This is a genomic window from Pseudoalteromonas sp. SG43-7, assembly GCF_014164295.1.
In the GTDB taxonomy this organism is placed as follows: Bacteria; Pseudomonadota; Gammaproteobacteria; order Enterobacterales; family Alteromonadaceae; genus Pseudoalteromonas; species Pseudoalteromonas rhizosphaerae.
Genome location: NZ_JACJEY010000036.1, coordinates 13,638 through 34,690, shown reverse-complemented (window position 1 = coordinate 34,690; position 21,053 = coordinate 13,638). Strand labels below are relative to the sequence as shown.

The following is a 21,053-nucleotide window of genomic DNA, read 5'->3' as shown; positions in this document are numbered from 1 at the left end:
TGATAGCGCTCTATATTGCCCCTGCTAAGAAACAAAGTTATAGTGGTTAAATCTTTATTTTGTTTATGAGTATGCTTTTGTCTGACACTGGCACTGTATGTAACCCTGAGCTAAAAGCGCAATTTGATGAAATGCAGCTGCATTTTGATGCCCAGCCATATTTAGCATTATCACAGCGGATCCGTTTATTAAAATCTTTAAAACGTGAACTGTTGGCATTAGAGGCTGAATTGGTAGCTGCAAGCTCGAAAGACTTTGGCTTTCGCACTGCTTTTGATACGATTTTGGGTGATATACTGCCTACGGTCAAAACGATCAGCCACACCATCAAGCATTTACCTAAATGGGCAAAAAATTCACCACGAAAAGCGGGTTTGAGCCTAGCGCCATCAAAAGTTGCTGTGAGCTATCAACCCAAAGGAGTGGTGGGAATAATTTCTCCATGGAATTACCCAATTCAATTATCAATCGTGCCGGTGATAACCGCAATTGCCGCAGGTAATCGGGTATTATTAAAGGTCAGTGAATTTACTCCGCACACCAATCAAGTAATCAAAAAACTATTTATCGGCGAGCTTAGCGAACATTGCGCAGTGATCGAAGGTGAAGCGCAATTAAGTCAACAGTTTAGCTGTTTGCCATTCGCACACTTATTTTTTACCGGCTCTACAGCTGTAGGGCGCCATGTTATGGCCGCTGCGAGTAAAAACCTTACCCCAGTAACTCTTGAGTTAGGTGGCAAATCGCCCGTTATCATTACCGCGCAAGCGGATATAGATAAGGCGGCTAAAGCTATTTTATTTGGTAAAATGACCAATGCAGGGCAAATTTGTGTTGCCCCCGATTATGTTTTAGTGCCGGAAAACTTACAGCATCAGTTAGTCAGAAGTCTCTGTAGCTTATATAAAAAACATTATAACTTAGGTGTCGAGGGGAAAAATTTAACCTCGGTTATTAATCACCACCATTTTCAGCGTTTAACCGATTTATTGGCAGATGCACAGCAACAGGGCGCACAGATAATTAAGCCGTTAGATGAAAACCAAAGCGACGAACATAAGCATCGTCTTGGTTTGCACATTGTGACTGATGTGAATGACAATATGAAGTTGATGCAAGAAGAACTGTTTGGACCAATTCTTGCGATTGTCAGTTATCAAGCTTTACCTCAGGCGATTGCATACATAAATCAACGTCCTCAGCCGTTAGCTTTGTACATAATGGGGCAAGATAAACAAATCAATGAAGGTATTCAACAGCAAACACAAAGTGGTACCTTCGCAATAAATGACACCTTAATGCAGGTGACTGCTGATGATGCGCCATTTGGTGGCTTAGGTCCTTCTGGGATGGGAAACTATCACGGTATAGAAGGCTTTTTAACTTTTAGCCATGCACGTAATACATTGAAAACGGGTGGTTTTAATCCTAAATTGGGATTGTTGCTGGCGCAAAATAAGATATTGATTAAAATACTTAAATGGTTGTACTTGCGGCCATAAATTGGCGTTAAGTACAATCCAATAGCGTTTTAACTGGCAGTTAAAACATCCGATCTTCGCCCGCATACAGCCCAGCTTGGATTTTTTCATACAATGCATCAGCTTTTTCTTTGGCTTCTGCAATTTGCGCAGGCATCAGCTTGCGCTCATCTAGCTTGCGACTGTGACTGGCATCTAAATTACCATTATACTCAGCAACAGTGTTCCAGATGTATGATTTTTCGATGTTTTTTTCGACTCCATGGCCTTCGAAATACATCAGCGCCATATTAAACTGTGCTAGCGTATAATTATTACCAGCGGCTTTTTCATACCATTTAATAGCTTCTTTATAATCTTGCGCAACGCCATCGCCGTTGGCGTACATCACACCCAAGTTAAACTGAGCAGCAGGTAAGTTTTTTGCCGCGGCTTGCTTAAAGAGTGAAACTGACATTTGTTTATCAAGTTTAACGCCTTTACCTTCTTGATAAAGTACAGCTAATGCAAACATTGAGTCGACGTGGTTCTTTTTAACGCCTTGCTGGTAAAGTTCAGCAGCTTTGTGATAGTCGCGCGTTACGCCGTGGCCACCTTCATATAGCTGCCCTAGCTCGTAAATTCCTGGTGCAAAGCCTTTTTCTGCAAGGTAGTTAAACTCTCTAAGTGCATCTTCAAATTGACCTTCATTGGCTGCGCGGATCCCTTCTTCAAGTCCCGCATGAGCAACACCACAGATGCTAAGTGCACCGACCATCAACAATATCTTAAACTTCGGCTGCCACATGACAATACCTCCAATTAGCGTGTTACTGTTTAATTTTAGTCTCAACAACCACAATTGCCCAGCTTCGCACTATAAATGATAAAACTTAGACATAAGATACAGATATTACAGAAAATTTAAAGGAATAAAAAAAGCCCCTGATGGGGCTTTTTGGGTCATATCAACCGTCACCGATATGAGCAATGTAGCAAGTGAGTGTGATCTTTTAATTATATTACTTGGGTCGAGTAAGTAATATGCTCGAAGCGTCACCATCTTCATCAACAACTTTGTACTAAAGGGGCCCAGCATCCTTACTGGTCGATCTTCCCTAGGGCACTGAGGTCGGTACGTTCAATTCTTACAAGAAGCGCAAACCTGTCGTGTTGGGCTGCTTGGTGTTGATGCGATCGATTATTACTTGTATTTGAGTGTGCGTCAATAGCTAAATGATAATTATTTCTATTTGTTCGGTTTTATTTTAATTCCCTCATTTACATAATGCGCTAAGTTGATTAACGTAGTGCTATAAATAATCGTAAGAAAAATAAAAAATGTCGATAAAAAACATGTGCTTGAATTATAAGTTCGCAGTAGTTGGTGTGTTGCTATTAGCTCTGACTGGGTGCTCAGCTACATTTACCTACAATAATATAGGCTGGTTATCGGCGTTTTGGATTGATGACTACGTTGATTTATCGAAGCAGCAAAGCAAACAAGCTAAAGACTTAATTAAGCAAAGTCGGGATTGGCATCGTAAGACGCAATTACCTTTGTATCGACAGGATCTGTTGGCATTACAAAAGCTACTTGATGAAGACCCTTCAGAGCAAGCATTATTAACGTATTTTCAAGGTTTTAAAACACATTGGCAATCGTTAGTTATGTATGTAAGAGACGATCTTATTGAACTTGCTATTGGTTTATCCACGGAGCAAAGAGAAGAATTTGTTGCTGCCATTGCAGAGGATATAACCACAGAAAGTGACGAGTATAATGAGCAAACCCCAACACAGCGTGAGCAAGATCGCCTTGAACGTCAGTTAGATACTTATAAACAGTGGCTTGGTAAACTGAGTGAACAACAAGTGTCTTTGATCACCCAAGCGAACAGCGAATTTCAAGCAACATTTTTATTAAGGCAAGCTTACAAGCAAACTCGGCTGGATAAACTCAAACAGGTATTTTTTGATAGCCAACTTAGCCGCGATCAGTTTATTAGCCAATTATCAGCTGTCATTACTGAGCGAGAGGTGTTTATGAGTGACCAATTAATTCGCTTAGATGCTGAAAATTCAAAGCGCTATGCGCGTTTACTTGTGAGTTTAAGAGCCACGTTGACAGCAAAACAGCGCCAACATGCTAATGCTGAGTTCTCCGATATGTTAGAAGATATAGAACAATTAATTAATGATGAATAGGCTGTTAGTTACTAAGATCTTAATTTTAAAAATTTTTTATAAAAATGAATATATCAAAAACAAATAGAGCTTGTACTCTTTCAATTAACCGTTAGACTGACTTTTTTTCGTTCGAATTAAAGTTAATCAATGGATATCGCAGCCTTAGATAGCGCTCAAGTATTACGTGAAAATTTACTGAAATGGATTTGTTTCTGTTTCGGAATTTTAGCGAGTGTTTTTACCTATTTTAATCTTTTTATTAATGACTTTTACTCATTAGGGATTTTAGAAGGGGTGTTTGCTATTTATTGTTTTTATACTTTTAACTATGCTCGGACACGAAAATTTCAGACTTGGCAGCCGTTATTATTGTGCCTTTGTATTATGCTATTAGTAACCTTAGGAACTTACCTAGCTGCGATGAGGAGCGGTTTGTTCATTTGGACCTTTACCTTACCCGTATTATTTTATTTATTATTAGGATGTAAACGCGGCTATTATCTATCGCTATTATTGGTGTGTATACAAACCGCTGTGTTTACTAGTAAAACCTCTTTAGCACCATTTTTAGACCTTAACCTGTACCTAAATATGAGCTTTAGCTATTTGAGCATTTGGGTCATTGCACATACTTTTGAAGCGAGTCGAGCACAATTTGCAGAACGATTAGAAAACCTTGCCTTGTTAGATCCGCTGACAAACACCGGCAACCGTTTAGCAATGAACCATTACTTTGAAGTTGAGCTGGTAGACAAAATTAATTTATTTATTATGGTGCTAGATCTCGATTACTTTAAAAAAGTAAATGATGAATTTGGTCATGATGTGGGCGATCAAGTTCTGGTCGAAATTGCCACTATATTAAGAGAAACACTTAACAAGGGGCGAGTTTTTCGTACTGGTGGCGAAGAGTTTGCGCTGTTCATTCCTGATTCGAATCAACAGGAGTCTTATCAAATTGCTGAAAATATCAGAGTCGGTTTGCAAAGTACGGCTATCAATGTTGGTGAGCGTGAAATAAGTTTAACAGCAAGTATCGGTTTAGCTGCTTATCGTGATGGCGATAGCCTAAAACAAGCGATTAAAGCAGCAGATGAGCAACTTTATTATGCAAAAAAACATGGTCGAAATAACGTTTATTCTGACTCGCAGCAATACTCAGCAAAACTAGAACAGGTTTCTTAACCTTGATACATGTGCTCGAAACCGGGAATGTTACTTTCCCAAAGTGGTGTTTCTTTACCTAAGTGATCACGTATCGCATCAAAAAATAACCGTGTTCTTACAGGTAAATCACGGTGTGGATATACCGCGTACATCGCACTGTATTCTTGTAATTTGATGTCTGTTAATAAGGGCACTAAACGTCCTTGTTTTATTTCATCATTAATAATAAATGCTGGCGCGAGCACATAGGTTGTTCCAGAAAGCGTTTTATCGAGCAGTACCTCGGCATCATTGGCTCTAAACACACTCTTAATTTTTTGCTCTTGCGGTAGACCATATTGATCTACATAACGAATACCCTCAACGCGCAACGAAGTGCTGGAATAACTGGCTGCGGGTAAATCAATTAAGTCCTCTATTTTACTTGGCAATCCATACGTTTGAATAAACTCAGGTGCGGCTAATATTAGTAATCTATTGCGCGCAATTTTACGTGCGATCAGTGATGAGTCTTTTGGCTCACCGACCCGAAAAGCAAGATCAAAGCCTTCAGATACCAGATCAACTAACTTATCATCGAGTCTTAGTTCAACTTCTACTTGCGGGAAGCGTTTTTGAAAATCATTAATCACAGGTTGTAGATAACGCCTGCCGATAATAGTTGATGAAGTGATTTTTAATACACCGCGTGGCTCTTGGTGATAATTCTCGGCTAAACGTACAGTTTCACCTAGTAGTTGCCTCAACTCACTGGCCTTTTTAATCATTTCGGCCCCTGCAGCTGTCAGTGAAAATGAGCGGGTGGTGCGGTTCAGTAAACGTACTCCTAAATCATCTTCGAGACGACTTATTTGTTTTGAGATCACTGAACGATCAATATTACGGGTTTCTGCTGCTTTAGCGAATGAGCCTCGCTCAACGACTTCTAACAACATCAATAAGCGACTTGTGGTATCCATTAATTACTCACCAATATTTAATTGATGCCATATTGGCATTAATGAATTTAAAAATCTATGGTTTTTGTCCACAACAATGTTCCGTAACATAGAAAAATACACTAAATGGAGCGTCGTCATGAACAAACACTTAATAGCTATTGCAGTTTTAGGGGCATCACTTGCCCTCACCGGTTGTGCAGAAGAGCCTGCTCAACAGAGCAATCAACCACATCTTCAACCAATAGATGTTGCCTCGGTGATCATTAAGCCAGTGCAAAACTGGCACACCTACACTACGCGTTTAGAAGCGCCGGAAGAAGTATCACTTATGCCACGTGTTGCCGGAGTTATTGAGCATATTGCGTTTAATGAGGGCGACGAGGTTAAACAGGGTGACTTACTGTTTAAACTTGACGCTCGCCCATATGCTGCGGTTGTAGCAAGTTTAGAGGCACAAGTAGTCAGTGCTGAAGCCGCTTTATCGCAAGCGCAAAGTGAAGCTAAAAGAGCGGTGCGATTAACCGAGCGAAAAGCGATTTCAACAGAGCAAGCGGAATCACGTACCTCAACGTTACGCCAACGTGAAGCACAACTTGCTGCCTTAAAAGCCCAGCTAATTGCAGCTAATTTAGATTTAGAATTTACAGATATACGTTCACCCATTGATGGTGTGATCTCGCGTGCAAATATTACCAAAGGTAATAATGTGCTTGCAGGGCAAAGTGTACTGACTTCAATCGTATCAAATCAAACTATGTATGCTTACTTTGATGTTGATGAACGTACTTGGAATAGTTCATTTGATGAAGTAACCGCCGCTGCTCATCAGCAAGTAGTCATGCAAAAAGTGGGTCAAAATGGCTTTGCACACACCGGTTATATCGACTTTATTGATAATCAAATCAATGCAGCAACAGGTACTTTGCGAGTGCGTGCACGATTTGATGAAAATACCGCCTTACGCGCCGGTTCATTTGCACGTATTAAGTTAGCGGCCAATGACGTTACAGAGCAAGTTATTGTGCCTGATAGAGCAATTGGCACCGATTTGAAAAATCGCTTTGTGCTCACTGTAGGTGAAGGCAATATTCTCGAATATAAACTGGTTACAACCGGTGAGCGCTATGGCAGTTTTCGCGCTATTACCTCGGGCTTAAAAGCTGGCGATGTGATTGCGGTTAATGGTCCTGCGCGTGTTGGACCTGGCATGCCGATTTCACCTAATACAGTGACCCTAGACACCACCGGTGTTGCTTTTACGTTATCGCCAACGGCGCAGCACACGCTTATGGCTAAGAAGTAGGACGAATAATGAAATTTTCTCACTTTTTTATTCAACGACCGATATTTGCAGCCATGCTGTCATTGGTGATTTTAATCGCCGGTGGTATTTCGTTGTTTCAACTGCCGGTCAGTGAGTATCCTGAAGTTGTTCCGCCGACAGTTGTGGTAACTGCGAACTACCCAGGAGCAAATCCAACCGTAATAGCACAAACTGTGGCTACTCCATTGGAGCAAGAGATCAATGGTACTGAAAACATGTTGTATATGTTTTCCCAGGCGACCAGTGATGGGCGTATGACACTGACGGTAACGTTTTCATTGGGAACGGATTTAGATCGTGCGCAAGTACAAGTACAAAATCGGGTTAACAGTGCTTTGCCGCGGCTACCACAAGAAGTGCAGCGCTTAGGCGTCGTCGCTGAAAAATCATCACCGGATCTAACCATGGTGGTACACTTATTCTCACCGGAAAAAACACATGATACGGCGTATCTATCTAACTACGCTGACTTATATGTGAAAGACCAAATTGCACGTTTGAGTGGCGTAGGCGATGTAAAATTATTTGGTGGTGGTCAATATTCAATGCGAGTGTGGCTTAACCCCGATGCATTAGCGGCACGAGAATTAACCGCAATGGACGTCGTCAACGCATTGCGTGCGCAAAACCAACAAGTTGCAGCGGGTAGCTTAGGTGCACAACCTGCTTCAACAGACAGTCAATTTCAAATATTGTTAAATGTAAAAGGACGCTTAAACAGTATTGAAGAGTTTCAGCAAGTGATCATTAAAGTGGGTGAACAAGGTCAATTAACACGTCTAAGCGATGTTGCTCGAGTCGATTTAGGCCAAAATACTTACTCACTTAGAGCTGAACTTGATAATCAACCAGCACTGGCGATGCCGATATTTCAACGTCCTGGCTCTAATGCGATTGAGCTTTCAGATCAAGTACGCGAAACCATGGCGCGTTTATCGAAAGATTTTCCAGCTGGTGTTGAGTACAACATTGTCTACGACCCTACGGTATTTGTTCGCGGTTCGATTGATGCGGTGATCAAAACGTTACTTGAAGCTATCGCGTTAGTGGTAATTGTAGTGGTGTTATTTTTACAAACCTGGCGTGCTTCGATTATTCCACTTATAGCTGTGCCAGTTTCACTGATTGGTACTTTTGCGGTGATGCAGTGGTTAGGGGTCTCGATCAATACGCTGTCGTTATTTGGTTTAGTACTTGCCATAGGTATTGTGGTCGATGATGCTATCGTGGTGGTCGAAAACGTTGAACGTAACATTGAACAAGGTTTATCACCTCTGGAAGCAACGCGCGTGGCGATGACTGAAGTGACAGGGCCTATAATCGCGATTGCGTTAGTGTTGTGTGCAGTGTTTATTCCTACCGCGTTTATTAGTGGTTTATCAGGTCAATTTTATAAACAGTTTGCGTTAACTATTACTATTTCAACGGTTATCTCAGCATTTAACTCATTAACTTTATCACCGGCGTTGGCGGCACTATTACTTAAAAGCCATGATGCTAAACCGGATGCGCTGACGCGTTTATTAAATCGTTTATTTGGTCGCTGGTTATTTGCACCCTTTAATCGAGTATTTGACCGTGGCGCCAAAGGCTATCAAAAGCTGGTACAAAAACTAATGCGCATGAGCGTGGTAGTGGTGATTGCATACGTGGTTTTATTAGGCGGAACAATTAAGCTATTTGATGCCGTGCCGGGTGGTTTTATTCCTGCACAAGATAAGCAGTATTTAGTTGCGATAGCACAATTACCTGATGCAGCGAGTTTAGACCGTACTCAAGATGTGGTTAGGCAAATGCAAGAAATTGCACTGCAAGTACCTGGTGTTGCAAACACAGTTGCCTTTCCTGGCTTGTCGGTAAATGGTTTTACTAACAGCCCTAATAGTGCCATTGTATTTACACCGCTAGAAGCCTTTAGTGAGCGAAGCGATCCGAGTAAATCGGCGATGGCTATTGCGGCACAGTTAAACCAGCGTTTTAGTGCCATTGATGAAGCATTTGTGGCTGTATTTCCACCGCCGCCAATCCAAGGTTTAGGCACCACGGGTGGGTTTAAACTGCAAATTGAAGATCGCGGTAATAAAGGCTTTGAAACACTATTTAACAGTTTGCAAACGGTGATTACTAAAGCTCAGCAAGATCCTGCGTTAATGGGGCTCTATTCAAGTTTTAGAATTCAAGTACCACAAATGGATATTGATATCGACCGAGAGCAAGCGCTTATTCAAGGTATTCCATTGAATGAAGTATTTAATGCGTTGCAAGTGTATTTGGGCTCAATGTACGTTAATGACTTTAATTTATTTGGCCGTACGTACCAAGTTAATGCCCAAGCTGATGCTGATTTCCGCCTTGATCCAGAACAAATATTGAATCTAAAAGTGCGCAATAATCAAGGGAATATGGTGCCATTGGGCTCGGTATTAACGGCAACGCCTACAACAGGCCCTGATCGAGTGATGCATTACAATGGTTACCCAAGTGCAGAGCTTAATGGTAGTCCAGCGCCTGGTTACAGTTCAGATCAAGCACAGCAGGCAATTGAACTGATCTTGGCTGATAATTTACCTACGGGTATTGAGTACGAATGGACCGAAGTTACTTTTCAGCAAATTCTAGCGGGTAATACCATGGTCTATGTATTCCCATTAGTGGTGTTATTAGTGTTCATGGTATTGGCTGCGCAGTATGAAAGCTTACGTCTACCACTGGCTATTATTCTTATTGTACCAATGACAATATTCTCAGCATTAATGGGTGTATGGTTGGTTGGCGCTGATAATAATATTTTCACGCAAATAGCATTGATTGTATTGGTTGCCTTGGCTTCTAAAAATGCCATTTTAATGGTGGAGTTTGCACGCGATAAAAATAATCATGGGTTGAGTCATTTCGACGCTATTTTAGAAGCTTGTCGGATGCGTTTACGTCCTATCCTGATGACGTCAATTGCCTTTACTGCGGGTGTTATTCCCTTAGTATTAGCAACGGGAGCTGGAGCAGAAATGCGCCATGCAATGGGCAACGCAGTGTTCTCGGGTATGATTGGTGTAACCGTGTTTGGTTTATTATTTACCCCTGTATTTTATATTTTGGTAACTAAAACCCGTAAAGTGACTACGCAGGAGCAAATTAATGAGTAAGTATAAGTTAACCGCTCTTGTTGTGGCGGGTTTATTAAGTGGCTGCGCCAGTAAAATTGATGAGCAGCAACAGCAAAATCAGCTACAAGAATTTGTTGCAAAAACACAGATCGCTGCACAGTTACAAGGTCAAGACGAACTTAACTGGTGGCAGCAATTAAATTCAACCCAGTTAAATAATCTAGTGCTCAGTGCGCGCGCTAATAATCATGATTTGCACACTAGTCAGTTGCAGTTACAAAGCGCGATTGCTCGTTTAGGTGGGCAAAAAGCACAGTATCTTCCCCAAGGTGCAGTGGCAGTTGATGCCACTCGCTCAAGTACTGGTAACGTTAACACGCGTCAATCGGAAGCCAATGTTAACCTTGATTGGCAACTTGATTTATTTGGTAAAATAACTGCGCTTGTTGATGCTGCGAATGCAGGGGCAATGAGTCAAGCGGAACAATTACGTGCTTTGCATATTGAAGTTGTTACCTCTGTGGTAAAAGGGTTTGTCAGTTTTCAAGGTAATAAGCAAAAACAGCAGATCATTAACCTACAAATTGAAGCATTAGAGCAAAGTATTGCGGTTCTGCGGGCTCGCGTTGAGGAAGGGGTCGCTAATGAGCTTGATTTAAATCGAACCTTAGCACAATTGAAGCAGCAGCAAGCTTTGTTGCCAGATATTGAATACGCGCAATTTCGTGATCTAGCAACGCTTGCGACATTAACAGGGCAGTTACCTGCTGATCTAACCTTAGTTGATGAGCAAGCGCTGTTTGAGCATGCATTTACTGTAAGTTTAGCCACTCCAAGTGATGCCATTGCACTGCGTCCTGATATTAGCCAAGCATTATTTGAATTTAGCCAAGCTAATTCATTAAGCGTGGCTGCGAGTAAAGCATTATTACCTGATATCAGTTTAACGGCGTTTGCAGGTGTATTGAGCTTAGATAACAACCAGCTTTCTGACACTACGCAGCAATGGCAAGTTGCCCCACGCATTCAGTGGTCATTATTGAGCTACCCTGCGTTATTGGCGCAACGTGATGCTCAGCAATATCTCAGTGAAGCCGCTTACAGCCAATATCAACAAGTAGTGTTGAATGCAATGGCACAGAGTGAACTTTCATTGCAGCTATTAGTCAAACAAAGTCAACAACAAAGCTATGCCGAACAGCGTTATAAATTTGCAAATAATGCCTTTTTACAAGCGCAGGCAATGTATCAAGAAGGGCAAATACCCTACTTAGAGTTGTTAGATGCGCGACAGGATGTTTTAATAGCGCAGGAAAATGCAATTGACTCAACGATTTCATCATTACTTGCTAAAGTAAACACTTATCAAGTATTTAATGGACGTTGGAGTTATGCGTTAGTTAATTAAGCTAAGTTGAGTTTTTAATGCCACATACTGATCTTTTATCAACAATCCCCGCGACAATGCGTGCGATTGCGTTACTTGAACCTAATGAACAGATTAATTTATCTGAGCTTGAATTGCCGGTGCCTGATGTTGTAGACAACGAATTGTTGATAAAGGTTGAGTATGTTGCGTTGAATCCAGTTGATGCGTATTTTGCTAAACAAGGTTTTTGTAAATGGCACTATCCTCATACCCTAGGCCTTGATGCTGTAGGGGTGGTGGTAAAAGCCACTAAAGGGGTATTTCCAAGTGTCGGTACTCGGGTTATGTGGCATGGTAATGTTGGCGACCAAGGGGTGTTATCGCAATACGCTAAAGTGCCTAACTTTGCTGTATCGCAAATTCCTGACAGCGTTACGTTACAGCAAGCCGCGACATTACCCTGCGCAGGGATGTCGGCATTAATAGCTCTTGATAAACTGCAATTAACCGAAGGTGATTCACTTTTAATTGAAGCTGGTGCGGGGGCCGTCGGTCAGTTCGCCATTCAATTTGCCAAACAACGTGGTGCTACGGTATTTACCACCGCGAGCAAACGCAACCATAAGCTTGTTAAACAATTGGGTGCTGATGTGGTGTTTGATTACAACGATAAAAAGCTTAGCGATAAAATTCGTAAAGAACTTGGTCCACAAGGCTTTGATGCGGTGCTCGATTCGATTGGTGGTGAAACCACTGTGCGTAATGTTGAATTAATGCGTTTTTGTGGCCGTATTGCGTGCTTAAATCCACTGCCTAAGTTTGAGCAGGAGCTGATGTTCAGACGTGCGCCAAATATAGGTATTGTTTCTTTAGGTGGAGCGTGGTTAGCAAACAGTTTATGTGCTCAGCAAAAAATGAGTTTTATGGGCAATTTATTGCTAGACAATTTAGCCAGTGGCAGTATCAAAATACCGCAGATCATTGAAGTTGAATTTAACGCCAGTAGTATTTCACAGGCGCTGAATAAACAAATTGCTGGTGGCTTTACCGGAAAGCAGGTAGTGAAAATTAGCCATGATTAATTATTAACCGTGATTCATAATCTTTAAGCCTCGCAATTGCGGGGCTTTTTGTTATTGTTTAAGGTTATCAACTTAGGGGGAAAGATGGCATTTACAGATTTTTATCGACTCAGCGCCCATGGGGTGATCACTAATGCCAGCGGGGAGGTTTTGCTGCTAAAGGCAAGCTATGGCGAGCTAAGCTGGGGATTACCTGGTGGCGCCTTAGATGTCGGTGAAACTGTACATCAAGCACTCATACGCGAATGCCAAGAAGAGCTCGGCTGTGAAGTGAAAATTGAACACTTAACCGGTATTTATTATCACAAAGCGTTTAATTCTCATGCTTTTATTTTTAGAGTTAGTTTGTTAAAAGATGCTGTGATCACGCTCAGCGATGAACACTTAGCACATCGTTATTATAAATTGTCGGAGCTTTCCAAGGTTCAACAACATCGTGTCGCAGCCTGTTTAAATTATACCGGTACAGTTGATAGTGCTGCATTTTAATTTAGCTTAAACGATCACTATCATTAATAGGAAAACGAGATATGAATACGCAACGTTTAATTCTTCGCCATGGCCAGCTTAGTGATGCGTCGTTTATCTTGAGTTTATTAAATCAGCCGAGTTTTTATCGTTATATTGCTGATAAAAGCATTTATACCAAACAACAAGCCGAAGATTATTTACAAAAAACCTTTATTGATGGCCACCAACAGCAAGGTTTTGGACCTTATATTGTGGCAAATAAACAAGGCGTTGCCATGGGCATGGTGGGCTTATTCCAACGAGAAGCATTAGCAGTGCCTATGAAGCGGCTGCAAAACTATTACACGCGTATCAAGGTAAGTTCAGCTACATTGCCGCGATAGCCGACGCTGACAATACCGCTTCGCATGGGTTATTAAATAAACTCGGGTTTAGGTATATAGGCAAAGCAGTGCTTAATAATGATGGCACTGCTTTAGTGGTGTTTATTCTTGAATAAGAACACTCAGGGTAGTTGCTACCTGTTGATTAATATTCTGCCAGTTTTGCTCTAAGCTTTCGACGAGGCCTTCGTAATCATCACCAGTTAAAGGGTTAACCTCACTAAAATAATGAATTGTTTTTAAAGAGCGGCCATTTTCAAACGACGTATAATATAGGCGCCACAAACCAGAAATATCGGCATTACCTTGGTTATCACCATTGAAATGATGTAGCTCATATTCTAATTCATAATAACTTTGCTGATCTTTATCTGTTATAACAGGTAATCCTTTGACCACCATCCAGTTATCAAGCGTGGTAAATAATGTTTGATGGGCGCTTGCTGTTAGCATTTGATCTGGCGCTTCACTCCATAAGTGATAATTAGCAGCATTGACCTGATTATTATCCATTTTCATTGCAATACCACGGTTATTTAATGCGCCTCGTAAACTTACTGTATTGATCCGTAATTGAGCTGATGTGTTAGTGCTACTGCGCTGCATTGGTTTAATACTTTGCTCAAACTGGTAGTATTTAACGGGGGCATTAAGTGATTGGCTACATCCTGATAATAACACTACGCCGATAACAGCAAAAAATTGTATACGTAAAAATGTGCGCATTATTGTTTCCTCGGCGTTGGATCGGCAGGCAATGATTTATCAAAAATAAACATATTTGGTTGCTCATTTAAGCCACGCGAGAGTGGCTGTAGTTCTTCACTTAAACGCTTAAACTCTGAGAGCGTTTGTTGTAATTGTTGATGTAATGAGGAACCTTGTTGATAACTGGCCATGGTTTTTTCAAACTGTTTCATAGTGACATCAAATTGCTGCATACTTTTGGTCATTTCAGCAAAATTACGATTAATATCACCGGGTAAATCTTGGGTATCTTGTTTACTTAACAATGTGCGCATTTCATTCGCCAGCGCTTGGTAATCAGCAAACGCGGAATCAATTTGCGCTAAGCTGTCTTCAATTTTTAAGTTTTTTACCTTATTTAATACGTCAGACACTTGATCTGCTAATACGGTAATGCCACTGGAAACACTTGGAAATACTTGATATTGAGACAGTGTTTCTAACTTCGCAGCTGGGGCATCGTGGTAGATATCAAAATCGACATACACAGCACCGGTGAGTAAGTTGCCTGGTTTTAAAGAAGCGCGCATGCCATTTTTGATCCAACCATCAACACTGTTTTGCCAAAATTGTTTGGCTGAGGCATTATCGTGGTAAATGCGGCCATACTCTATTTTTATCAGTACTGGCACAGCGGTATTATCAGTTCTAAAGTGAGCGGGTTTGCCATCGATCATCACATTTGCAGGTGCTTTAACAACAGTACCGACGCGCATGCCACGATATTCAACCGGGGCTCCGGCACGTAAACCTCGAATAGACTGTTCAAACTCAATTAGGTAATAGTCAAAATTATAAAAACGCTCCTCAAGAGCATCTTTGTAGCTGTTACTAAGCGAAAAGCTATGGCCTTCTTGGGCTAAATTACCCGGTGACTGTTGTTTAGGCAAACCAACCGAGATCCCTCCTTTTAATAACCTGCTTAATGAACCTGTTTTTACATTAATGCCATCGGCAGATAAATCAATTTCAACACCCGTATTGACCCAGAAAATAGAATTTAAGGTGATCAGGTTTTGATAAGGTTCGTTGATGAAAATACCATACTTCATCGCTTGATTCTTCCAATCAAATGTCGCTGTTTCAACTTGACCAATTTTATAATTCTTAAAAAATATACCGGTGCCGACATCCATAACCTCAGCATCATAGCTGAGTAATGAAAAGCGACCGCCTTTGACATCTTTATCAATCAGCGCTGGCTCTTCTTGTAATTTAAAATGCTCTTTTGTTTTACTACTTTCACCTGGTGAAAATTCTAAATATACACCCGATAGTAACGTGCTCATACCGCTGATACCCGTTTCATCAATACGTGGTTTTACTACCCAGATGTTGGCGTCTTCCGTGAGTAAGCCATCATAATGTTTATCAATTTGAGCTCGAGCAATCACACTGTTTTTAGTATCAGAGAGGCGAACGTGATCAATTTGGCCGATTTTCACACTACGTACTTTTATTTCAGTCTTGCCTGCCACGATACCCTCAGCATGAGGCATTGAAATATAAATGGTTGCGCCTTTATTAGCTTGGTATTGGTAAAGCATCCACACACCAACGAGCAAAGCTATAACCGGTATGATCCAAATCGCAGAAATAATAGGTTCTTTTTTTATATTAGCCGTTTCACTCATGCTGTTTCTCTAATTTATGGTCTTTTTATCATTGTTTGGCGAATCCCATAATAGCCGAGGATCAAACGCGTGTGCTGCCAACATTTGGCAAATCACCATGATAGTAAAAAATACAGTGCCTAAACCTGGTGTTACCGACATTAAATTCCCAAGTTGCACTAAGGCTACTAGAATTGCGACAACAAATACATCGATCATGGACCATTTACCAATAAACTCAGTTAATTGATAAACTTTAGTATAGCCCTTTGTTTGGCCGTTAGCGGGTTTGCTAACCAAAAAGCATAAAAATGTTAAAATGAGCGCTTTAGCTAATGGTACTACTACACTCGCTAAAAAAATGATTAATGCAATAGGGTATGAGCCAGCTTGCCACAGTGTTATTACCCCACCAATTAATGTTGAGGGGGATTCATCCCCCAAACTAGTGGTGTACATTATTGGCAATAAATTTGCCGGAATATAACAGGCAATTGAAGTTATTAACCATGCCGTTGCTTTTTGTACGCTGTGGGGGTTTCTGATATGGGTTTTGCTATTACAGCGAGAACAGTATTCGCTATCACTAAGTTGATGGCAGACATGACAGGCTCGAATGTTACTATCTATGGCACGATAAGAAAGTTTTGCGGCTGCAATTTCAGCCTGAGGCTGTACTTGATCCCATAATCGAGCACGATTTAAGTGTGCTAATGAGCCAATATAGAAGAGTACAAACGCGGCATAGGCCCAAAAACTAACGCCAAAGCTGACTTCCGCTAGCGACATTATTTTTACCATGCTGACCAATACGCCGATTAAAAATATTTCTGACATGATCCATGGTTCCAGCGCTAAGGTGAATTTGAGTAAGCGTCTGGCAATCGTTTGTGGAAGTACTTTAAGTAAGCCTAAATGCAGTGGGATCAAAATAGTGAGTAATGCCATTGGTAAACCAATAATACTAACATCAATAAAAATGCCTAATAAATCGCTGTCGTAATTAAACAAAATACGAGCGGCATCGGGCAAGGTAATCGTCTGTGTAATGCCATTACTACTAAATGAGATAAAGGGATAAAACATACTGCTTAGCAGCATGAGTAAAGCACTAATACTGAGTGCTACAATACGGCTGTCATAATTTATATTTGCTGCGCATAGTTTACTGTGACAATGTGGACAGACAGCCATTTGTTTTGCAACTATGTGCGGGATATCAATAATCAAGTCACAATTAGGGCAGGCAGTTTGCAAATTAATAACCATTTAGAAGTATCTTAGATCAAGTTTGCATCAATTATATGCTAAATACAAATGCGAAATTGGTTTAACTAGGCTAGCCTAATAAGAAAGTTGTCATGTAATTTTACAGTTGCTAAAAAGCATCTATCTGTGGGTGGTGAATGAAGTATTTTATAGTGTTTTTTTTTGTTTTATATAGCACTTTTGCATTGAGTTTAGCTGCGCCAAAATCTAGCGACATTATTACCGTTGCGGTAAGCCCTTCTTTGCCTCCTTACGTCTTTAGTGAGGATGATACCGGCTTGCAGTTGCAGATTTTAAAATCTGCGTTTAAAGATCAAGGTATAACCAACCTAGATATCGTTTACATGTCTAATAAGCGTGCAGGGCAGTCCTTAGAACAAATGCAGGTCGATATTGCGATGAATTATGCGGGCGTGACGAGCCCTGCTATTTTTTCCAGTCAAAGTCTATTGGCTTATCAAAATGTAGCGGTGAGCCTGCAGAAAAATCATTTTAAAATTAACACTGTGTATGATTTATCGGGTAAGAGTGTTGTCGCCTTTCAAAATGCCACCGAATTTTTGCCGCCACCATTTAAAACATTAACAACTAAACTGAGTTCCTATGAAGAAGTTGTATACCAAGCGGCGCAGGTGGATCATTTAATGAAAGAGTGGGTTGATGTGGTGGTACTAGAGAAACGGGTGTTTTTACATTATTTACAGCAGTATAAAGAATCGCACCCAATTAAGCCTATTACTATACACCCTATATTTCCTGAGGCACCTCGCCCTGCCTACTTTAATAGTAAAGTGCTACAAGAGATTTTTGATACGGGACTTGCCCATATCATTGCAAATGGGCAGTACAGTAAAATTATGGCCTTTGATGGCAGCGATTATGCTCAGGCTGTAGAACCAAACTCAATCAAATAATGCTACTGTTTGGCGGGTAAGCGCAAGCAACTCACCGGATTGTGACCAAATACAGCCATCTTCTAAACCATAACCATCTTTACAGTGGTGAGTTACTGCTTCAAATCCAAGCCACTCGTCGGCTGCCAACTGCGGTGTTTTCACAAACTCTAAATACCACGACATGCTACTGGCGGGCGCTGGTTGGTTAAACATTTGTAATAAAGTAGGCGGCCATGCATCCGTTAAGGCAATAATATGTGCCTCACTTAGTTCTGCTGGCGACTGTTTTAATTTCATCCAGCCGCCTAAATGCGACGTTTGGGCTGCTGTAAACGGCATTGCACCTTGCTGAGGACAAAGCGCGACATGTTGGAAGAATTCCGGCATGGCACCTGACTGAAATGGTAAAGTGTAACGTTCATTAACCGGTTTTAGGCTCATTGTTTTTGTCACTGGTACCTTAATAGCTGAATCTCGCGATTTTGCAAAACACGCTTGTACGACCACGCTTACTTGGCCGTTCTGCAGCGCTTTAGCCAGTACTTGTGTGCTACTTTTTCCTTCCCGTAAAATTTCGACGGAAAGAGAAAAATCAGCATCTGCTAATAAAGGACCTACAAAATTTGTACTAATAGATAACAAACGACGACTTGGTTCTATTTGTTGACGCATTGCCTGATACAGTAATGAGGCTGATAAACCGCCAAAAGCAGTTCGACCTTGGCACCAGTTAGCAGGAAATTGCATTGTTGCGTAAGTTTGCTCTGAAGGGGGAAGCTGACCTATAAGTGCCGCTTGCTGTAGTAGTTGGTCAAAATGCATAGTGATCCTTTGAGACATTTTTTATTTATTAGTGATTTTATAACACAGAAAAACTCATCAGACCAGATTGTGAAATGGCCCCTAATGATGCAAAAAACGTCAATCCACACATTAATTAGGGTTATTTGCAAAATAAATTACAAAAAAGCACTTTTTTTTCATTTTTACAGTTGAATTAAGTTTGTGGCATCCCTATCTACTAGTCATCGAACGTATTAATGAATTTTGAAGTTGGAGATATTTCATGGGTAAAATTATCGGAATCGACTTAGGTACTACTAACTCTTGTGTTGCAGTACTTGATGGTGGCAAAGCACGTGTTATTGAAAACGCGGAAGGCGATCGTACCACTCCGTCTATTATAGCTTATACGCAAGACGGTGAAACTTTAGTAGGTCAATCTGCTAAACGTCAAGCGGTTACTAACCCGACAAACACATTATTTGCAATTAAGCGTTTAATTGGTCGTCGCTTTGAAGACGAAGAAGTACAACGTGATATCGGCATCATGCCTTTTAAAATTATCAAAGCAGATAATGGTGATGCATGGGTTGAAGCGGGCGGCGAAAAACGCGCTGCACCACAAATTTCAGCTGAAGTTTTGAAAAAAATGAAAAAAACAGCTGAAGACTTCTTAGGTGAAGCAGTAACTGAAGCGGTTATTACAGTACCTGCTTACTTTAATGATTCACAACGTCAAGCTACTAAAGATGCTGGGCGTATTGCAGGTCTTGAAGTTAAACGTATCATCAATGAGCCAACTGCTGCTGCCCTTGCTTATGGCATGGACAAAAACAAAGGCGAAAACGTTGTTGCAGTATATGACTTAGGTGGTGGTACTTTCGATTTATCAATCATTGAAATTGATGAAGTTGAAGGTGAGCACACATTTGAAGTACTAGCTACAAATGGCGACACTCACTTAGGTGGTGAAGATTTCGATAACCGCGTAATCAACTATTTAGTTGCTGAATTCAAAAAAGATCAAGGTTTAGACTTAAAAACTGATCCACTTGCAATGCAACGTGTTAAAGAAGCGGCTGAAAAAGCAAAAATTGAATTATCATCTGCACAATCTACAGAAGTAAATCTTCCGTACGTAACTGCTGATGCAACTGGTCCTAAGCACATGAACGTGAAACTAACACGCGCTAAGCTTGAGTCACTAGTTGAAGATTTAGTAATGAAGTCACTAGAGCCATTAAAACGTGCCCTTGCTGATGCTGATTTATCAGTAAGCGACATTGACGACATCATCCTTGTTGGTGGTCAAACACGTATGCCTTTAGTACAAAAAACAGTTGCTGATTTCTTCGGAAAAGAGCCACGTAAAGACGTTAACCCTGATGAAGCAGTAGCCGTGGGCGCAGCGATTCAAGGTGGTGTACTTGCTGGTGATGTTAAAGATGTACTATTACTAGACGTTTCGCCATTATCTCTAGGTATTGAGACTATGGGCTCTGTAATGACTGCGTTAATTGAGAAAAATACGACTATTCCAACGAAGAAATCGCAAACATTCTCAACTGCTGAAGATAATCAAGCCGCAGTAACTATCCATGTCTTACAAGGTGAGCGTAAACGTGCTAGCGACAACAAATCACTAGGTCAATTTAACCTAGAAGGTATTCGTCCAGCACAACGTGGTACACCACAAATCGAAGTTACTTTTGATGTGGACGCTGATGGTATCTTACATGTATCTGCAAAAGATAAAGACACAGGTAAAGAGCAAAAAATCACCATTCAAGCATCTTCAGGCTTAAGCGATGAAGAAGTTGAAAAAATGGTTCGTGATGCCGAAGCACACGCAGAAGACGATAAAAAGTTTGAAGAGTTAGTAGCTGCACGTAACCAAGCTGATGCACTTGTTCACGGTACACGTAAGCAAATTGAAGAAGCGGGTGATGCATTACCAAGCGAAGACAAAGACGCAATTGAAGCGGCTGTTGTTGACCTTGAAGCTGCGATTAAGAGTGACAAAAAAGACGAGATTGAAGCAAAAACTCAAGCGCTTGCTGAAAAGTCACAAAAGTTAATGGAAATTGCACAAGCTAAAGCACAACAAGGTGGTGACGCCGGTGCCGAGCAGCAACAATCTGCGAAGAAAGATGACGACGTAGTGGATGCTGAGTTCGAAGAAGTTAAAGACGACAAGTAATTGTTGTTAGCGCTTCGCCTAACTGAAAACACGATGACTGATATCGCAATTTAA

Annotated in this window: 17 protein-coding genes; 11 read left to right on the top strand and 6 right to left on the bottom strand. The window is 41.0% G+C overall.

The features are described from left to right. Positions 1-71 precede the first annotated feature (71 nt). Positions 72-1,502 carry a coniferyl aldehyde dehydrogenase gene (locus H5200_RS15665; protein ID WP_259398280.1) on the top strand — a complete coding sequence of 477 codons (1,431 nt, stop codon included), beginning with the start codon at positions 72-74 and terminating at the stop codon, positions 1,500-1,502. Between the two features lie 40 nt (positions 1,503-1,542). On the opposite strand, the gene H5200_RS15660 is transcribed toward H5200_RS15665, so the two are convergent. Further along, positions 1,543-2,268 carry a tetratricopeptide repeat protein gene (locus tag H5200_RS15660; protein ID WP_145236141.1) on the bottom strand — a complete coding sequence of 242 codons (726 nt, stop codon included), beginning with the start codon at positions 2,266-2,268 and terminating at the stop codon, positions 1,543-1,545. Between the two features lie 533 nt (positions 2,269-2,801). On the opposite strand from H5200_RS15660, the gene H5200_RS15655 reads away from it, so the two are divergent. Beyond that, complete coding sequence (locus H5200_RS15655; RefSeq protein ID WP_182718705.1) at positions 2,802-3,668, top strand: DUF6279 family lipoprotein; 867 nt, start codon at positions 2,802-2,804, stop codon at positions 3,666-3,668. 129 nt (positions 3,669-3,797) lie between these two features. Beyond that, the gene (locus H5200_RS15650) at positions 3,798-4,835 is read left to right on the top strand and encodes a GGDEF domain-containing protein (RefSeq protein ID WP_182718706.1); all 1,038 of its coding nucleotides are present in this window, start codon (positions 3,798-3,800) and stop codon (positions 4,833-4,835) included. On the opposite strand, the gene H5200_RS15645 is transcribed toward H5200_RS15650, so the two are convergent. Then, a complete protein-coding gene (locus H5200_RS15645; protein WP_182718707.1) occupies positions 4,832-5,776 on the bottom strand; it encodes a LysR family transcriptional regulator in 945 nt (314 codons plus the stop codon). The two genes, H5200_RS15650 and H5200_RS15645, sit on opposite strands and share 4 nt — an antisense overlap. A 118-nt stretch (positions 5,777-5,894) precedes the next feature. Here H5200_RS15645 and H5200_RS15640 point away from each other — a divergent pair, with 118 nt between their 5' ends. The 6 genes from H5200_RS15640 to H5200_RS15615 all read left to right on the top strand — a co-directional run bounded on the left by H5200_RS15640 (position 5,895) and on the right by H5200_RS15615 (position 13,491). After that, positions 5,895-7,061 carry an efflux RND transporter periplasmic adaptor subunit gene (locus tag H5200_RS15640; protein ID WP_149980115.1) on the top strand — a complete coding sequence of 389 codons (1,167 nt, stop codon included), beginning with the start codon at positions 5,895-5,897 and terminating at the stop codon, positions 7,059-7,061. Between the two features lie 8 nt (positions 7,062-7,069). Continuing rightward, on the top strand, positions 7,070-10,225 hold the full coding sequence (locus tag H5200_RS15635; RefSeq protein WP_182761812.1) for an efflux RND transporter permease subunit: 3,156 nt from the start codon (positions 7,070-7,072) through the stop codon (positions 10,223-10,225). Next, positions 10,218-11,594, top strand: coding sequence for a TolC family protein (locus H5200_RS15630; protein WP_182718710.1), 1,377 nt, complete (start codon positions 10,218-10,220; stop codon positions 11,592-11,594). The genes H5200_RS15635 and H5200_RS15630 overlap by 8 nt, the downstream gene beginning before the upstream one ends. A gap of 17 nt (positions 11,595-11,611) precedes the next feature. Continuing rightward, positions 11,612-12,637, top strand: coding sequence for a zinc-binding dehydrogenase (locus H5200_RS15625; RefSeq protein WP_145236115.1), 1,026 nt, complete (start codon positions 11,612-11,614; stop codon positions 12,635-12,637). An 84-nt stretch (positions 12,638-12,721) separates the two neighbouring features. Next, positions 12,722-13,126, top strand: coding sequence for an NUDIX hydrolase (locus H5200_RS15620; protein ID WP_149980118.1), 405 nt, complete (start codon positions 12,722-12,724; stop codon positions 13,124-13,126). Between the two features lie 41 nt (positions 13,127-13,167). Continuing rightward, positions 13,168-13,491 carry a GNAT family N-acetyltransferase gene (locus tag H5200_RS15615; RefSeq protein ID WP_145236108.1) on the top strand — a complete coding sequence of 108 codons (324 nt, stop codon included), beginning with the start codon at positions 13,168-13,170 and terminating at the stop codon, positions 13,489-13,491. Between the two features lie 102 nt (positions 13,492-13,593). Here H5200_RS15615 and H5200_RS15610 read toward each other — a convergent pair whose 3' ends face one another. The 3 genes from H5200_RS15610 to H5200_RS15600 are packed head-to-tail and all read right to left on the bottom strand — an operon-like array spanning position 13,594 to position 17,108. Next, positions 13,594-14,217 carry a membrane integrity-associated transporter subunit PqiC gene (locus tag H5200_RS15610; RefSeq protein WP_145236105.1) on the bottom strand — a complete coding sequence of 208 codons (624 nt, stop codon included), beginning with the start codon at positions 14,215-14,217 and terminating at the stop codon, positions 13,594-13,596. Then, complete coding sequence (pqiB, locus tag H5200_RS15605; protein ID WP_182718715.1) at positions 14,217-15,872, bottom strand: intermembrane transport protein PqiB; 1,656 nt, start codon at positions 15,870-15,872, stop codon at positions 14,217-14,219. The genes H5200_RS15610 and pqiB overlap by 1 nt, the downstream gene beginning before the upstream one ends. A gap of 9 nt (positions 15,873-15,881) precedes the next feature. After that, positions 15,882-17,108, bottom strand: a complete 1,227-nt coding sequence (locus H5200_RS15600) for a paraquat-inducible protein A (protein ID WP_149980384.1) — start codon at positions 17,106-17,108, stop codon at positions 15,882-15,884. A 197-nt stretch (positions 17,109-17,305) separates the two neighbouring features. On the opposite strand from H5200_RS15600, the gene H5200_RS15595 reads away from it, so the two are divergent. Then, complete coding sequence (locus H5200_RS15595) at positions 17,306-18,034, top strand: ABC transporter substrate-binding protein (protein WP_259398786.1); 729 nt, start codon at positions 17,306-17,308, stop codon at positions 18,032-18,034. Here the strand turns inward: H5200_RS15595 and H5200_RS15590 are convergent. After that, positions 18,023-18,838: an acyl-CoA thioesterase II gene (locus H5200_RS15590; protein ID WP_149980122.1), complete on the bottom strand. Its 816-nt coding sequence runs from the start codon at positions 18,836-18,838 to the stop codon at positions 18,023-18,025. The two genes, H5200_RS15595 and H5200_RS15590, sit on opposite strands and share 12 nt — an antisense overlap. 244 nt (positions 18,839-19,082) lie before the next feature. Here H5200_RS15590 and dnaK point away from each other — a divergent pair, with 244 nt between their 5' ends. Next, positions 19,083-20,999: a molecular chaperone DnaK gene (gene dnaK / locus H5200_RS15585; protein WP_149980123.1), complete on the top strand. Its 1,917-nt coding sequence runs from the start codon at positions 19,083-19,085 to the stop codon at positions 20,997-20,999. Positions 21,000-21,053: the final 54 nt, after the last annotated feature.

What these genes read in the sequence shown, in the direction of transcription:
- H5200_RS15665 (WP_259398280.1), top strand. Translation starts at nt 72, where the DNA reads ATGCTTTTGTCTGACACTGGCACTGTATGTAACCCTGAGCTAAAAGCG.
- H5200_RS15660 (WP_145236141.1), bottom strand. Translation starts at nt 2,268, where the DNA reads ATGTGGCAGCCGAAGTTTAAGATATTGTTGATGGTCGGTGCACTTAGC.
- H5200_RS15655 (WP_182718705.1), top strand. Translation starts at nt 2,802, where the DNA reads ATGTCGATAAAAAACATGTGCTTGAATTATAAGTTCGCAGTAGTTGGT.
- H5200_RS15650 (WP_182718706.1), top strand. Translation starts at nt 3,798, where the DNA reads ATGGATATCGCAGCCTTAGATAGCGCTCAAGTATTACGTGAAAATTTA.
- H5200_RS15645 (WP_182718707.1), bottom strand. Translation starts at nt 5,776, where the DNA reads ATGGATACCACAAGTCGCTTATTGATGTTGTTAGAAGTCGTTGAGCGA.
- H5200_RS15640 (WP_149980115.1), top strand. Translation starts at nt 5,895, where the DNA reads ATGAACAAACACTTAATAGCTATTGCAGTTTTAGGGGCATCACTTGCC.
- H5200_RS15635 (WP_182761812.1), top strand. Translation starts at nt 7,070, where the DNA reads ATGAAATTTTCTCACTTTTTTATTCAACGACCGATATTTGCAGCCATG.
- H5200_RS15630 (WP_182718710.1), top strand. Translation starts at nt 10,218, where the DNA reads ATGAGTAAGTATAAGTTAACCGCTCTTGTTGTGGCGGGTTTATTAAGT.
- H5200_RS15625 (WP_145236115.1), top strand. Translation starts at nt 11,612, where the DNA reads ATGCCACATACTGATCTTTTATCAACAATCCCCGCGACAATGCGTGCG.
- H5200_RS15620 (WP_149980118.1), top strand. Translation starts at nt 12,722, where the DNA reads ATGGCATTTACAGATTTTTATCGACTCAGCGCCCATGGGGTGATCACT.
- H5200_RS15615 (WP_145236108.1), top strand. Translation starts at nt 13,168, where the DNA reads ATGAATACGCAACGTTTAATTCTTCGCCATGGCCAGCTTAGTGATGCG.
- H5200_RS15610 (WP_145236105.1), bottom strand. Translation starts at nt 14,217, where the DNA reads ATGCGCACATTTTTACGTATACAATTTTTTGCTGTTATCGGCGTAGTG.
- pqiB (WP_182718715.1), bottom strand. Translation starts at nt 15,872, where the DNA reads ATGAGTGAAACGGCTAATATAAAAAAAGAACCTATTATTTCTGCGATT.
- H5200_RS15590 (WP_149980122.1), bottom strand. Translation starts at nt 18,838, where the DNA reads ATGCATTTTGACCAACTACTACAGCAAGCGGCACTTATAGGTCAGCTT.
- dnaK (WP_149980123.1), top strand. Translation starts at nt 19,083, where the DNA reads ATGGGTAAAATTATCGGAATCGACTTAGGTACTACTAACTCTTGTGTT.